The sequence below is a fragment of the Edwardsiella tarda ATCC 15947 = NBRC 105688 genome, from assembly GCF_003113495.2.
GTDB lineage: Bacteria > Pseudomonadota > Gammaproteobacteria > Enterobacterales > Enterobacteriaceae > Edwardsiella > Edwardsiella tarda.
The window spans coordinates 58,029-71,348 of the sequence record NZ_CP084508.1 but is presented as its reverse complement, the minus strand read 5'-3'; the positions used below and the strand labels follow the sequence as shown (position 1 = coordinate 71,348).

5 protein-coding genes and 8 pseudogenes are annotated in these 13,320 nt (G+C 42.2%); 8 read left to right on the top strand and 5 right to left on the bottom strand.

Annotated elements, in window-relative coordinates; translation table 11 throughout:
• Nucleotides 1-432 precede the first annotated feature (432 nt).
• The 3 genes from DCL27_RS17265 (at nucleotide 433) to DCL27_RS17255 (ending at nucleotide 4,354) form a co-directional block, all read left to right on the top strand.
• Nucleotides 433-1,221, top strand: coding sequence for a fimbria/pilus periplasmic chaperone (locus tag DCL27_RS17265; protein WP_146196436.1), 789 nt, complete (start codon nucleotides 433-435; stop codon nucleotides 1,219-1,221).
• Nucleotides 1,222-1,258: 37 nt separating this feature from the next.
• On the top strand, nucleotides 1,259-3,769 hold the full coding sequence (locus DCL27_RS17260) for a fimbria/pilus outer membrane usher protein (protein WP_071526367.1): 2,511 nt from the start codon (nucleotides 1,259-1,261) through the stop codon (nucleotides 3,767-3,769).
• A 63-nt stretch (nucleotides 3,770-3,832) separates the two neighbouring features.
• The gene (locus tag DCL27_RS17255; protein WP_146196437.1) at nucleotides 3,833-4,354 is read left to right on the top strand and encodes a hypothetical protein; all 522 of its coding nucleotides are present in this window, start codon (nucleotides 3,833-3,835) and stop codon (nucleotides 4,352-4,354) included.
• A 103-nt stretch (nucleotides 4,355-4,457) separates the two neighbouring features.
• On the opposite strand, the pseudogene DCL27_RS17250 reads toward DCL27_RS17255, so the two are convergent.
• The 4 pseudogenes from DCL27_RS17250 to DCL27_RS17235 all read right to left on the bottom strand — a co-directional run.
• Nucleotides 4,458-5,498: pseudogene (locus DCL27_RS17250) on the bottom strand (IS481 family transposase).
• A gap of 174 nt (nucleotides 5,499-5,672) precedes the next feature.
• A pseudogene (locus DCL27_RS17245) lies at nucleotides 5,673-6,706 on the bottom strand (IS630 family transposase).
• 141 nt (nucleotides 6,707-6,847) lie between these two features.
• Nucleotides 6,848-7,213: pseudogene (locus tag DCL27_RS17240) on the bottom strand (transposase); the annotation flags it as partial.
• A 47-nt stretch (nucleotides 7,214-7,260) separates the two neighbouring features.
• A pseudogene (locus DCL27_RS17235) lies at nucleotides 7,261-7,716 on the bottom strand (DUF2913 family protein); the annotation flags it as partial.
• Nucleotides 7,717-7,793: 77 nt separating this feature from the next.
• Between DCL27_RS17235 and DCL27_RS17230 the strand changes: the two are divergent.
• The 3 genes and pseudogenes from DCL27_RS17230 to DCL27_RS17220 form a co-directional block, all read left to right on the top strand.
• A pseudogene (locus DCL27_RS17230) lies at nucleotides 7,794-8,720 on the top strand (IS5 family transposase).
• Between the two features lie 211 nt (nucleotides 8,721-8,931).
• Nucleotides 8,932-9,876 (top strand): helix-turn-helix domain-containing protein, encoded by a 945-nt coding sequence (locus tag DCL27_RS17225; RefSeq protein WP_080582829.1) that lies wholly within the window; start codon nucleotides 8,932-8,934, stop codon nucleotides 9,874-9,876.
• A 301-nt stretch (nucleotides 9,877-10,177) separates the two neighbouring features.
• Nucleotides 10,178-10,293, top strand: a pseudogene (locus DCL27_RS17220) (transposase); the annotation flags it as partial.
• 158 nt (nucleotides 10,294-10,451) lie between these two features.
• On the opposite strand, the pseudogene DCL27_RS17215 reads toward DCL27_RS17220, so the two are convergent.
• Nucleotides 10,452-10,868 (bottom strand): annotated as a pseudogene (locus DCL27_RS17215) (IS110 family transposase); the annotation flags it as partial.
• A gap of 66 nt (nucleotides 10,869-10,934) precedes the next feature.
• On the opposite strand from DCL27_RS17215, the pseudogene DCL27_RS17210 reads away from it, so the two are divergent.
• Nucleotides 10,935-11,926 (top strand): annotated as a pseudogene (locus DCL27_RS17210) (IS3 family transposase); the annotation flags it as partial.
• 344 nt (nucleotides 11,927-12,270) lie between these two features.
• The gene (locus tag DCL27_RS17205) at nucleotides 12,271-12,543 is read left to right on the top strand and encodes a hypothetical protein (RefSeq protein ID WP_146196434.1); all 273 of its coding nucleotides are present in this window, start codon (nucleotides 12,271-12,273) and stop codon (nucleotides 12,541-12,543) included.
• The last annotated feature ends 777 nt before the right edge of the window (nucleotides 12,544-13,320 follow it).

Genomic DNA, 13,320 nt, shown 5'->3' with positions numbered 1-13,320 from the left:
CGTGTGTTTGTGTTCATATTTACATTTATGTTTGAGTGATTTTTAACCCTCCCTCCACCCTGTGAATTTTTTTGCGTAATTGATTTCGTTTTTTTCACAAAAGTGCCTAATGAGGAGGAGGTGTGTATGTCTTAACTTCAATTATTGCCACGATTGTTTGTTTTTTGTTTGTTTTTTGTCAAAAAAATAAATAGTGTTTTGTGCTTAAAATAGTAATTTTTATAGTTATTTTTTAGGTGTTATTCCGTATTTCCGAGTTGGTATTAGAATATTTATTTAAATTGTCATTTTTATGGTCTTTTTTATGTGAGTGAAGATGTGACACTTCCGGTGACTTCAATTGGTTGACAAAACTTCAAATGGTGAGGCAGTTTATTGTGGCGCGGAGCGGTGGGGGGTATGTTTTTGCGTAACTGAATTGAGGCTTACCTGGTGAAAAAAAATACATCTACATCTACATCTAAGGTGCTTTTGCTAGCCTTGGCAGCATACAGTTTCTTTTATAACTTTGCCGCAGCCAATGTATTTGAAAATAAAAGTTCAGATACTATGGTTTCCACAACAAATTTTGGAATCGTGTTAAACAAGGCTAAGGTTATTTATAATCAAGGCGACAATGGGCAAACACTGACGGTTGATAATCCTCGTAGCTATCCTGTGCTTGTTCAATCCTCTGTTCTTAACAGTGATAAAGAAAAATCAAATAAATTTATTGTCACGCCACCGTTATTTAGACTGGAGCCTAAAGAGACTGATTTAATTCAAATTGTTTACTCTGGCGGAGAGTTTCCTTCTAATAAGGAGAGTTTGAATTGGCTATGCGTCAAAGGCGTTCCGCCAAAAGGCGGGGAGTTATGGAACCCTCAAAGTGAGGGTGGTAGTAAAAATAAACTGAATATAAATATATTAATAGCGGTTGATAATTGTATAAAACTAATTTATAGACCGCAATCAGTTCAGGGGAAACCATCAGACCAGGTCGGGGAGCTTAAGTGGCGTTTGGTTGGGCGTAAGCTCGTCGTTGATAATCCAACCCCGTTTGTCATGAGTATAACTGACTTAAAACTAAATGGTGTTGCAATTAATAGTGGGTATGTAAACCCTATGAGTTCTACATCTTTTGAACTTCCTAGTGAGGGGGCAAAACCAGGAAAACTATCTTGGTCGATTGTAGGTGATCTTGGAAATGTAAGTAAAGGGTGGAATTATATAGTGAAATAATAACCAGATTTTTTCATGAGTTAGAAGTGTTAGATTTATGAATTATTTTAAAGTGGCATTATCATTTGTTATTGGTTTGGTGTCCACGCATTCCTTTGCGTCGGAATATTACTTTGATCCAGCAATGATTGATGGAGTAAGTGGAAGTGATGTGTCTTTATTGAACCGAGGATTGCCGCTACCAGGTTGGTATTATGTGTCTGTTTATGTGAACGGAAAACTTGTTTCGCACCAATCGTTATTATTTAAATATGGATCGTCAAAGAATGATAGTCAACTAGTGCCATGCTTAAGCTTAAATGACTTAAAGGAATATGGCATAGATACATCGGAACTAACTCATGGCAAAAACAATAAAATTAACAATGTTACGCATAAGAAAAGCGTATCATGTGTTCGCATTAGTTCTCTGCGAGATGTGAGTATTTCATCTGATATTAAGCATCAGCAAGTTAATATCTTTGTTCCAAGAAATTACTTACTGAATGATGCTGTCAGTGGTATGGCCCCTGAGGGAATTTGGGATGATGGCTTGTCTGCTTTTGTACTCGGATATGATGTAAATACTCAGTGGGTTAAGGTTAGAGGGCAGAGAGATGCATCACATACATCAAAGTTCATTCAGTTACAACCTGGTATAAATATAGGTTCTTGGCGAATAAGAAATAATCTTTCGTGGGTGAACACTAAAAACAATGGTGGATGGCAAACGTTATATTCTTATGCAGAACGAGGGGTAAATAGTATTAAAAGTCGTTTTGTGGTTGGCGATAGTTACTCATCAGGAACTGTATTTGATAGTATTCCGTTTCGAGGAATTAAATTATACACAGACGACTCTATGATACCGTTCTCGAAGCGTGCATTCGCTCCAGTTATTAGAGGGATAGCAAGAACCCAAGCTAGAGTTGAGGTAAAACAATTCGGATACACCCTAACGAGCGTTGTTGTGCCTGCTGGCCAATTCGAGTTGACTAATATTCCAGCATCTGGCGCGAATGGTGATTTGCATGTTATTGTTAATGAGAACGATGGGACAAAACAAGAGTTTAATGTTCCATTTACAACGCCGGCTATTGCGCTGCATAGAAATTTTCTAAAATATAGTTTTGCTATCGGCAAGTATCGCTCAAAAATAATCAGCGATAGTAGCAATCCTTTTTTGAGTGAGGTTAATATTGCATATGGGTTCCCTTTAAATTTTACTGGGTACACTGGCGCTCAATTATCTAAACATTATCAGGTGGCGGCATTAGGCATCGGGACCATGCTAAGCAGTGCAGGCGCTGTATCCGTTGATGTTTCTAAATCACATGCGTATAGAGATAATAAAGAATCATCAGTAAATGGTTTGCGTTGGCAGGTTCGTTATAATAACTATCTACCCACTGGCACAACATTTAGCTTATCGTATAAAACATATTCTGAAGGTTATAATTCATTTTCTGATGTGGTTTTTAAAAAAAACATAATGGTTGGTTCTTCACAGCCCAAAAGTCAAACTGGGCTTAATGTAAGCCAGCCATTGTTAGGTTATGGTTATTTAAATTTATTTGGAACCAGAGAGTTGTACAGAGGATTTAATCGTGGAGTAACGTCTTACGGCGTGGATTACAATATAACACTACCTTACAATATTTCTTTGGGACTATCTTGGAATAGAAGCTTGTCATTAAACAGAACTCCCTATCAAGGGGAGAGTATAACAAGTTTGTGGTTGTCTATCCCTTTTGTAAATCATTATGTTGATAACAATCCAGTTTATATCACTTACCAGAATATGACACCATCGAATGGTTATAGTAGTAATGTAGTAGGGGTTAACGGAACATTACTTGATAGACAATTAAACTGGGAAGTTCAAGATAAAATTATAGCGGATCGTCAATCCAGTAAGTCGGCAATGGTTAATCTTAGTTACCAAGGGACTTATGGCCAGATTGATGGAAACTATGGGCGAAGTAACACCTTGGTGCAGTATGGACTTGGTGCTCATGGGGATATAGTTGCCACAAAAGAAACAGGATTTGTTTTTGGACAGAAACAGGGTGAAACTATAGCAATTGTTAAAGCCGATGGTGTTTCTGGCGCGAAAGTAGGATATTGGCCCGGAGAAAAGACAGATTTACACGGCTATACGTTAGATGGAGGGCTACAGCCATATTCTACTAATAGAATCAATATTAATCCGTTATCTTTGCCACCAAATGCAGCATTATCAAAAAATAGTGTAAATGTAACGCCAACAAAAGGTGCTGTTGTTCTGGCTGATTTTCACGCGCGCATAGGGGCTCGGCTATTGTTAACACTAAGGAGAAATAACGGTTCAATCCTACCATTTGGCTCGATTGTTAATGTTGATAATGGAGTGAATGGAATTGTTGATGACAACGGATCTGTATATTTGACCGGTATAAAGAATGGTGACGTGATAAAAGCTCGCTGGAGCAATAAGAATAATGATTATTGCACCTCAACCATTAATTTAGATATGGTTATGCATAGTAAAACTGGAATTGATTATCTAACTGCGTCATGTAATGGATGATATTGCGTTAAAACGATGAAATGGACTTCAATTACTAACATCAACTAATTAGTCGAGGTTGTCATGAATATGAAATCTAAATTTGCAGCACTATTAGCATGTACGGGTTTAATTGCTAGCGTAGGGGCTTATGCTGGTGATTGGACACCTGAAGGTAGTATAACTGCTTCCTTTTCAATAACGCCACCAACAGGCTATACCGTTAGTTGGATGCCGACTTTGAAAACATTTACCTCTTCTGAAGCGTTCCAGAAGGGTGTTGGCGTGATTACTTTGAGCAATAAAGACGGCACTCAAGGGACAGCATTTGGTTTAACATCAAGAGCTAATTTGACCGACCAAGCGGGTAAAGCTGGTGCTCTCACCTTTACTAATAGTGATGGCGGAAGCATTTTAGCGACTGCTGTTACTAGTTTAACTGCTGATAGCTATGGACCATTTATTAATGGTGCTCAAGCTGAAGGTACTTCGCCTGGTGGTAACCTAAGTACAGCAAACGCCATGTTTATGGTCAAGCCTTTGGGTGAAGGAACTTTGCCGGCTGGGAATTATAGTGATGTTATCACTGTGAAAATTTGGAATTAACACTTCCTTTACATAGTAGGGCATAAGGAGCGTGCCTTACTTATGTGTATTAGCTCAGACCTGAGCTGACAGTTACCGGTTATTTATACAGGTATCTGTCAGATTACATCTGGCTTAAATTTTTCTCGGCCCAGATGCGCTTTCCATCAAGTAACATTTCCATTGGCGTCCGCCCATTGCACATTTTTCCCTGATGGGTTCGCTCATTATTATAGTGAGCCAGCCATTCATCAAGATCCGACTGTAATATATCAAGATCGCCGTACAGTTTTTACGGAACGTTACCTGATAAAATTCGTTCAGGATTGTTTTATGGAACTGCTCGCAGACGCCGTTGATCTGCGAGGACATCGCCTTCGTTTTCGTGTGTTCTATGTCGTTTATTGCCAGATAAAGCTGATAATCATGTTGCTCTACTTTGCCACAGTACTCCGTGCCTCTGTCGGTCAGTATTCTCAGCATCGGCAGGCCCTGAGACGCATAAAACGGCAGTACACGATCGTTCAGTAAGTCAGCCGTGGTAATCGGTGTTTTGGTGACGTAAAGCTTACAGTGAGCCACTTTCGAGTACGTATCAACGAACGTCTGCTGATAATACGGCCCGACACCTTTCAGGTTGCCTACATAGAACGTGTCCTGCGACCCCAGATATCCCGGATGAGCTGTTTCGATTTCGCCACAGGCCTCGTCATCACTGGCTTTACGCTCCAGTGCTGCGATCTGGCTGTCAGTTAGCTCAATACCATCACGGGCTACTTTTTCTTCCAGTGCTTTCAGACGTTTTTTGAAATTCTCAAGGTTATGGCGTAACCAGATAGAACGGACACCACTGCCGGAGATAAAAATGCCCTGTTTACGCAGCTCGTTGCTGGTCCGGTGCTGACCGTGTGCCGGGAAAGCGACGGCGTAATCAACAACAGCCTGTTCAGTTGCCTCATCGGTACGGTTCTTAAAGTTAGGAGCGCGGCGACTACGATTAATCAGCGCATCCATACCGCCTTCATCGGTCAGTTCGCGGTAACGATAAAACGTATCACGCGAAACGCCCATGATTTTACATGGCTTTTGATACGTTGCTGAGTTCTTCAGCCAGATTGAGCAAACCGGCTTTGTGTTTGATAACGGGATTGGTAGTATGAAGCATGAGAGTTACCTCGTGTTTTGTATAAGGATTCGACACCCATATCAAAACCGGTAAATCTCAACCTTTCAAGGCTCAGTGTCAGATCAAGTCGTGACTAATATAACTTATGACACACATATGTTTGATTGGCTTTGTTCTTTGTTTATTTATTCTAAATAACTGATCCTAATACCGCTACACTTTAGCCAGTCCATGTTTCCCTCCGGGGAATGGGCTAACGGTATCCATAAAGTGACGAACCTTCTTCAACAGTTGCCACATTGAACGGCACTGGTGATTTCGGGTTATTGTTTCATGAAGCGCCTGCCACAACCGTTCGACATGGTTGACCCACGGCGAGTACACCGGCTGATAAATCACCCTGAACTTCGGGTTTGCTTTCAGCCAGCGCAACGTTTCACGGCTTTTGTGGGTGATGTAGTTATCGACAATGAGCGTAATCGTTTTTGCCCGCCGGTATGTCACCTTAAGATGTTTTAACAGTATGATAAATAAGGATGAACCTTTACTGTTTCCACCCACGTAGCTGACTTTTCCCGTACCACTGTGCAGCGCACCGGCAAGATAGTACTTTTCATTCTGGCCCGGTGTGACAACGCGCTTTTGCTGCCCGCGTGACTGCCAGTCAGCCCCGATTTTCGGGTTGAGATGAATATCCACTTCATCTTCGTAAAATACGGGGTTTTCCGCACTGCATTTCGTCAGCGCTATCATGGATAGCGGCCATTTTTTTCTTCTTTGTGTGGGTCACGGATACGCAGTGTCGGCGCGGCTCTGCGCCATACCAGTCCGGCAACAGGTAACCATCGCCGGATGGTTGAAGCATGTAGCGGGCAACCGGTGACATCACGGATTTTTATCGCCAGCAGTTCGGTACTCCAGCGGGAACGCTGATAACCGAAATCGCCAGGAGAATGCTTAACAAGCTCACGCAGCAATGCGCAAATATGTTCGAACGGCCAGCGCCTCCCACGTCTTGATGGTAATGACTTCAGGCCTTCAGCACCAGACAGTGTGAGCCAGTTAATCCAACGACAAATCGATGAACGGGCACAGCAGAGCGTTCTGGCTACATGACTGACGGTATCACCACGATGCAGCATCAGCATGGCGGTGAGCCGCCGGGCGTGGTGTTTGTCCTTTGTTTTATGGATCGTTTTCTGCATCAGGCGTCGTTCGGTTCTGGGGATTGGTGCTATGATCGGCATGGCTCAGTCCGGCTGGTGATTTGGGATATTCCGCGATTGATCAGATCGCATAAACCGGACTGAGTTCCCCCTGAGTGATCTACTATTTCGAGCAGTTATTTAGACTGGGAATCTGAATTCATCTCTCAGGTGCAACATTGCTCAGCACATACGTGTATTTTTTGCTGCTATCGCAACAAGCGCTCGTCCATATCCTCGCCTTTCTTTTAATTGCAGGGCCCATCGACTGACCGGATCATCATTTTTAGCTGCTCCCAACAGTACAGATCTCGCCCCCAAAACAAGAAGTGTTCTGAGATAGCTGTCGCCGGCTTTCGTTATTCTCCCCAACCGTGCTTTACCCCCGGAGCTTTGTTGTCTTGGTGTTAACCCCAGCCATGCACTAAACTGACGCCCGTTCTTGAAATCATGACCATTACCTATGCTGGCAACGATTGCTGTAGCAGTCATTGGGCCTATCCCCCTAAATTGCATTAGTAGTTGTGCTACTGAGTTATCTCTGGCAAGTTGCTGACGAGCGATTACAAATGTATTACATGTGAAATACTTATAGCCTATCCGGCATCCCGGCTGGCTACCAACAGAAACTGGTGGGGCAGGGGCGTATCCTGTGCCGAATCAGCCTGCCAGCTATAGCGGTTAAACAGCTTTACCACGCCCCCAACATTACCAGTCAGGCGCGTCAGCAGCGGATTTATCTGTCGCCCATCATCGTCAAATGCCGCGTCGAGGTTAGTCCGTGAGAGATAAATGCCGTTCACGCCAGCGTTCAACGCAACGGCATACCGACCTGACCATTCCCGATCGCTTAACAGGCGGTAATTCCAGCTCATGTCTTGCGCGGTTTCCAGGGCATATGTTAACCGGAACAGGTCGCTCTGTTCAGACAGCTCGCCGGTGCAGGAGCGCCAGAGGTAATTCAGCTTACTGGTCAGCTTCGCGCTGACGCTCAGCTGGCGCCCCTGTTTCAGAAGCCACTCGATATCGGGAGTCACATCACGCGAAAAACGGGCGTTGTTGAATAAATCGAACTTTTGCTGTGTTGAAGGATCAGAGCTCAGCTCCTCCCAACAACGCAGACGATGCCGTGGCAAAACAAAAATTTAAAATCATCAATTGGAAGACCTACAACAAGGCCCTCATCAACCGTGGCTCCCTCACTTTCTGGCTGGACGATGAGGCTATTCAGGCCTGGTATGAGTCAGCAACGCCTTCATCCCGGGGAAGGCCTCTGCGCTATTCTGACCTTGCCATCACGATCGTCCTCGTGATTAAACGCGTATTCTGCCTCACCCTACGCGCCGCACAGGGCTTTATTGATTCCATTTTTACGCTGATGGACGTTCCGCTGCGCTGCCCAGATGATTACACCAGCGTTAGCAAGCGGATAAAGTCAGTTGACATCAGTTTTAAAGCCCCCTCCCGGGGTGAGATAGCCCATCTGGTGATTGATTCAACAGGACTGAAAGTCTTCGGTGAGGGTGAATGGAAAGTCAAAAAACAGGGTAAAGAACGTCGTCGCATCTGGCGAAAACTGCACCTTGCAGTCGATGCTAAAACACATGAAATAATCTGCGCAGACCTTTCACTGAACAATGTCACGGACGCAGAGGCCTTTCCCGGGCTAATCCGGCAGACACACAGAAAAATCAGGTCAGCGGCTACAGACGGAGCTTACGACACACGGTTATGTCACGATGAACTGCGCCGAAAGAAAATTAGTGCCCTCATCCCTCCCCGAAAGGGGGCCGGTTACTGGCCCGGAGAATATGCAGACTGCAACCGTGCTGTGGCTAATCCGCATCTGAGCGGGAGTAATGCCCGGTGGAAATGGACAACAGATTACAAACGTCACTCGATAGCGGAAACGGCGATGTACAGGGTGAAATAGCTATTCGGAGATTCATTGACGCTGCGTGATTATGATGGACAGGTTGCGGAGGCTATGGCCATGGTGCGTGCACTGAACAAAATGACGAGGGCAGGTATGCCAGAAAGCGTTCATATTACCTGAAAACACAACCCGCTACGGGGATCCTTGCCCGAAACCTGATTTATTCAACAACGCCATCAAGTGATTAAGGGATGCTACTCAGAAAGTGATATCGTTTTCAATTTGTAAAAAAGAGTTTTATTTTTTAAAAAAGCAGATGTTTCTATTTTATGTGTGTTAGTAATACAGTATAGTGAAATACCCCTTCATAATAATTTGTTACTTTTTATTTATGGTGAATAATTATACATTAAATGCTTGTGGAGAGAGTGGTATTGAAGAGTGGTCTAATGTGGCCAAACAAAAGCTTGGCTTTTTTAAAGCCGATATGAAAATCCCCAAGAATGGAGATATGGATGCATTTAATGGAGATATTCAATTAAATGAGTTTAGTAATAAAGTAATAATGGTTAAGGTTAACTCATCACCTCAACAGATATCACTTATTCATCATGATGTTATTCATGCACAAGAAAAGCATATTATTTTACTCCATGCTTGTTCGGGATTAATTGTTACTTCACCCCAACGACGTATTCATGTACCCAGGGGAGAGAGTATACTTATCCCAGCGTGGGAGCCTTATGTTGAGACTTGTTTGACGCATAGAAATAGCTTATCGTTTATCATTAAGCTTAGTAGTGTTTGTGACGATAAAAGCGATATAAATTCATGGTGTTGGAGTGGGTTGTCATTACATGGATATGGCGACATGCTAAACTCTTTAGCTTTGCAACTTTATAAAACAACAAGTGAGCGCTATTCTACAAAAATAGTAAACGCCATAATTAGTATTTTGAGTCTACAGTTAGATAACTCCCCCCCTCCAAAAAAACATAGGAATTATGATGTTGATATATTATCAATGCAAGATTACATTCGCAGTAATATGAAAAAAGTCAATTTTTCCTTGTGTGAAATGTCTAATTATTACAATTTAACCCCTAGGGCAATTCAATACAAACTAAAAAAGTATAATATTAAGTTTTATGAGTATCTAAATAAACAAAGAAGTGAGCTTTTATTAAACAAGATAATTAGAAACCCGACATCTAGCATCGAACTACTCTCTCTGGAAAGTGGTTTTAAGTCGTTAAGTATAGCGGTTAGGTATTTTAAGATTAACTATAATATGACCCCAACACAATATAGAAAAAAAATACACTTTTCCGTATAATATAGTATTAGCTATTGTGTAACAAGGTACATGGATTATTTTACGCTTAGGACAAAGGATGTTTTCCTTTGCTTTTGTTATCTTTTAGCATACATATTTATGTTGAATAACCATTGATAAAATGGTCAAATAAAGTCAAATTTTCTTTTTTTAGTCGCCATTATCATCGTGTAGGCACTGCTCCGACATTGTATGATTACGTTTATAGTAATATAGTGGAGTTATAAGTGCCCCGCATAATCGTGCCATTCACATTTAGAGAAAATCCGGCATAATCAATCTACCAACGAAGGAGATCGCTATGCGTAAAGCCCGTTTTACTGCGCATCAGATCATCGCTGTGATTAAGTCGGTTGAAGCCGGACGAACGTTAAAGATGTCTGCCGGGAGGTCGGCATCTCTGAAGCCACCAACTACATCTATGGACTACCTCCGTTTTGCAAGTACTGAATTTGGTTTCGGGTTGTTGCTTACATCTATCCGGCATCAGGAAAATCTGTGCCCAAATGGGTAATTTGCGCACAGTCGTCTCAACAACTGGACGGCCTCTGAGGCCAGTATAAAAATCAGGTTCCGATTGTGCAGGTGCAACCTGTGTAGCGATTGACAATACGCTGCCTTGCCCGATGTAAAGCTTGGATATCCTGCTGTTCGGGGCTTTTTGGTGGCCCGAACTGCATTGTCGGTTGCATCAGAGCCACTGCGATGGCCTGTGCATCATTACCATCATTTTTTTGCCCGCGGACAAAGGGTTTTACATACTGAGGACTGATGACCTTTACTTTGTGCCCCAGCTTCTCAAACTCACGCTACCAGTAAAATGCCCCGTTGGATGCTTCGATCCCAATCAGACATGCAGGAATATTTGCCAGCGTCTGGAGCAATTATTTTCGGCCAGTTCGTTTCGTATAAACTGGTTTGCTGGCCTGGTTTAACCCGCAGAGCTAAAAAACATTTTTAGCCAGATCAATACCCAGAAATACGATATTCATGGTGATTCTCCTGGTGAGCGCATTTCGTACAGTTAACCGCAGCGGGAGGAGGTAGTCCATCCCATTAACAGGAAGTCCAGATACGGCGGCATGGAGGCTTCTGATATTAAAAAGGTCAAGGATCTTGAGGACGAGAACCGACGTCTCAAACAGATGTTTGCCAGCCTGAGCCTTGAGAACCGGGCACGGAAAGACGTTATCAAAAAACTTTAAAATCAGCACGTAAGAGTGATCTGGTCACTTATCTGATAACGACATTTGGACTCAGTATCCGTTAGGCTTGCTGGAGTCTGAACCTGAGCAGAACGGTTTACCATTACCGCCCGGATACCACACGTGATGAACCCGTTATTGCCGCCCTGCAGGCTGTGGCTGAGCGATACCCACGATATGGTTTTCCGAAGCTTTTCCAGGTCCTGCGGCGGCAGGGATATTCGTGGAATCACAAAAAGCTCCACCGTATTTATTGTCTGCTGAAGCTGAATTTTCGCCGTAAGGGCAAACAGCGGTTGCCGGTGCGTAATCCCTCGCCACTGGCTACACCGGAGGCGCTAAACCAGAGCTGGTCTGTCGATTTTATGCATGATGCACTGGCCTGTGGCCGTCGTTTTCGCACGTTCAATGTCGTTGATGACTTTAACCGTGAGGCGTTGTCGATTGAAATCAATCTGAACCTGCCAGCTCAGCGAGTCGTTCGTGTTCTCGACAGGATCGCGGCAAACCGTGGCTATCCGTCCATGCTGCGCATGGATAATGGTCCGGAATTTATCTCTCTGGCGCTGGCTAAATGGGCAGAGAGGCACGCAGTAAAATTGGAGTTTATCCAACCGGGTAAGCCGACGCAGAATGCTTTCATCAAGCGTTTTAACAGGACATACCGTACAGAAATACTCGGTTTTTATCTGTTCAGAACGCTGAATGAAGTGCGGGAAATCACGGAGAAATGGTTATAAGAATATAACTGTGAACGTCCGCATGAATCACTGAACAATATGACACCGGAGGAATATCGACAGCACCATTATTTGACCAGGATCTTAAAAAATGCCTGGAACTAAAATGGGCCTATTTACAAAATGACACGCGCGGGAATGTACAAAAATATGTGAATTACTTTGGGTAATGATTGATATGGGATGGGATAGTTTTATCTAAACTAGATTAACTCAACAAAGCCGATACACGATACATCTAAGAATAAGTCAAACAGCCATATTTATGGTGAAATGAAAAAAAAGCCGCTAATTTTAGCGGCTAATCTAAATCATCATTAACTCTAACATGTTGCTACATCTAGACAGGCCGTACTATTATAATAGAAAAAATGTATTAAACAATAGTTGCAAACATCATTTACAAGAAAAATATCACCATTGGTCGTCATGCATGGTATTCTAAATGTATGACATTATCACATATAACATCCTTATATACAAAAAGCGAAAAACGAAACAACAAAAAAAAAGTGCCGAGACTCCGCCCGGCAAAAATAGTCGCTGTATCACATACAAATCATCAAAAAGTTGCTAAAGCATCCAATACTGCAAGTACTTTATTATTACAACAAAAAAGAGCTAATAAAAAAGCCAACTTTATCACAAAAAAGATACCAGTAATTACCAGTATTCGCGATGTGAATGTACCGACTCTTAATTATGAAGTAGGTAAATTGTGATATTCTCCCTCCCTAAAAGGCCAACCACTGGTCATTTACAATGAATATTTTTATGCCCTCCATGTTCTAAATGATGTGTCTTTTCTTCAACTGCCCCCCTAGTTGTACACATAATTTACTCTATGAGAGTTTTTTACTATGCGACATAAAGTATGAGCAAAATTGATTGGTATATCCTAGTGGTGGGGCTACCAGCAACTCACATCCATGTCAGTGTTGCTTATATTCAAACTAATAACGCATTTTTTATCATCCTGATCCACTGTTGAGCTGTTTAAGCCTTATTTTTCCCGGACATTGTATCTCGACAGGTAGACTATATTCACTGCGAACTTTGATATGCCTTTCGCCTTCAAATATTCAATAACTATCATTGTGTGGTTTTGCTGATTACTCTTGTGAGAGGGGCCGCAGATATTGGTAGTATAGTAATTTAACTTATGAAACTTTGTAATGTTTCTCCACGTGATTTTTGTTTTAACAAAATGAATTTAAATGGTTTTTTATTAAAATTTCAGAGTGAAATCTCCATGATGTTATCTTGATATCTGAGTTTAACTTTATAAATTTTAGTGGAGTAGTTGTGAAACAATGTCGAACGCTTAAGAAACTTCTTGATAATTTATATGTAATATTGTGATAACATCTTGTGGTGTTTCTTTTTTTGTGTTTTATTTTTCGTTTTTTGTGACTGCAATGCTTATATTTTTATTGCATGGAAAATCCGCTGTTCGAGAGATCCCTATCTAAATAACTGCTCGAAATAGTAGATCACTC

Bases quoted from the DNA above. Each gene is read 5' to 3' on its own strand.
- DCL27_RS17260 (WP_071526367.1), top strand. From the start codon at position 1,259: ATGAATTATTTTAAAGTGGCATTATCATTTGTTATTGGTTTGGTGTCC.
- DCL27_RS17205 (WP_146196434.1), top strand. From the start codon at position 12,271: ATGACATTATCACATATAACATCCTTATATACAAAAAGCGAAAAACGA.
- DCL27_RS17225 (WP_080582829.1), top strand. From the start codon at position 8,932: ATGGTGAATAATTATACATTAAATGCTTGTGGAGAGAGTGGTATTGAA.
- DCL27_RS17255 (WP_146196437.1), top strand. From the start codon at position 3,833: ATGAATATGAAATCTAAATTTGCAGCACTATTAGCATGTACGGGTTTA.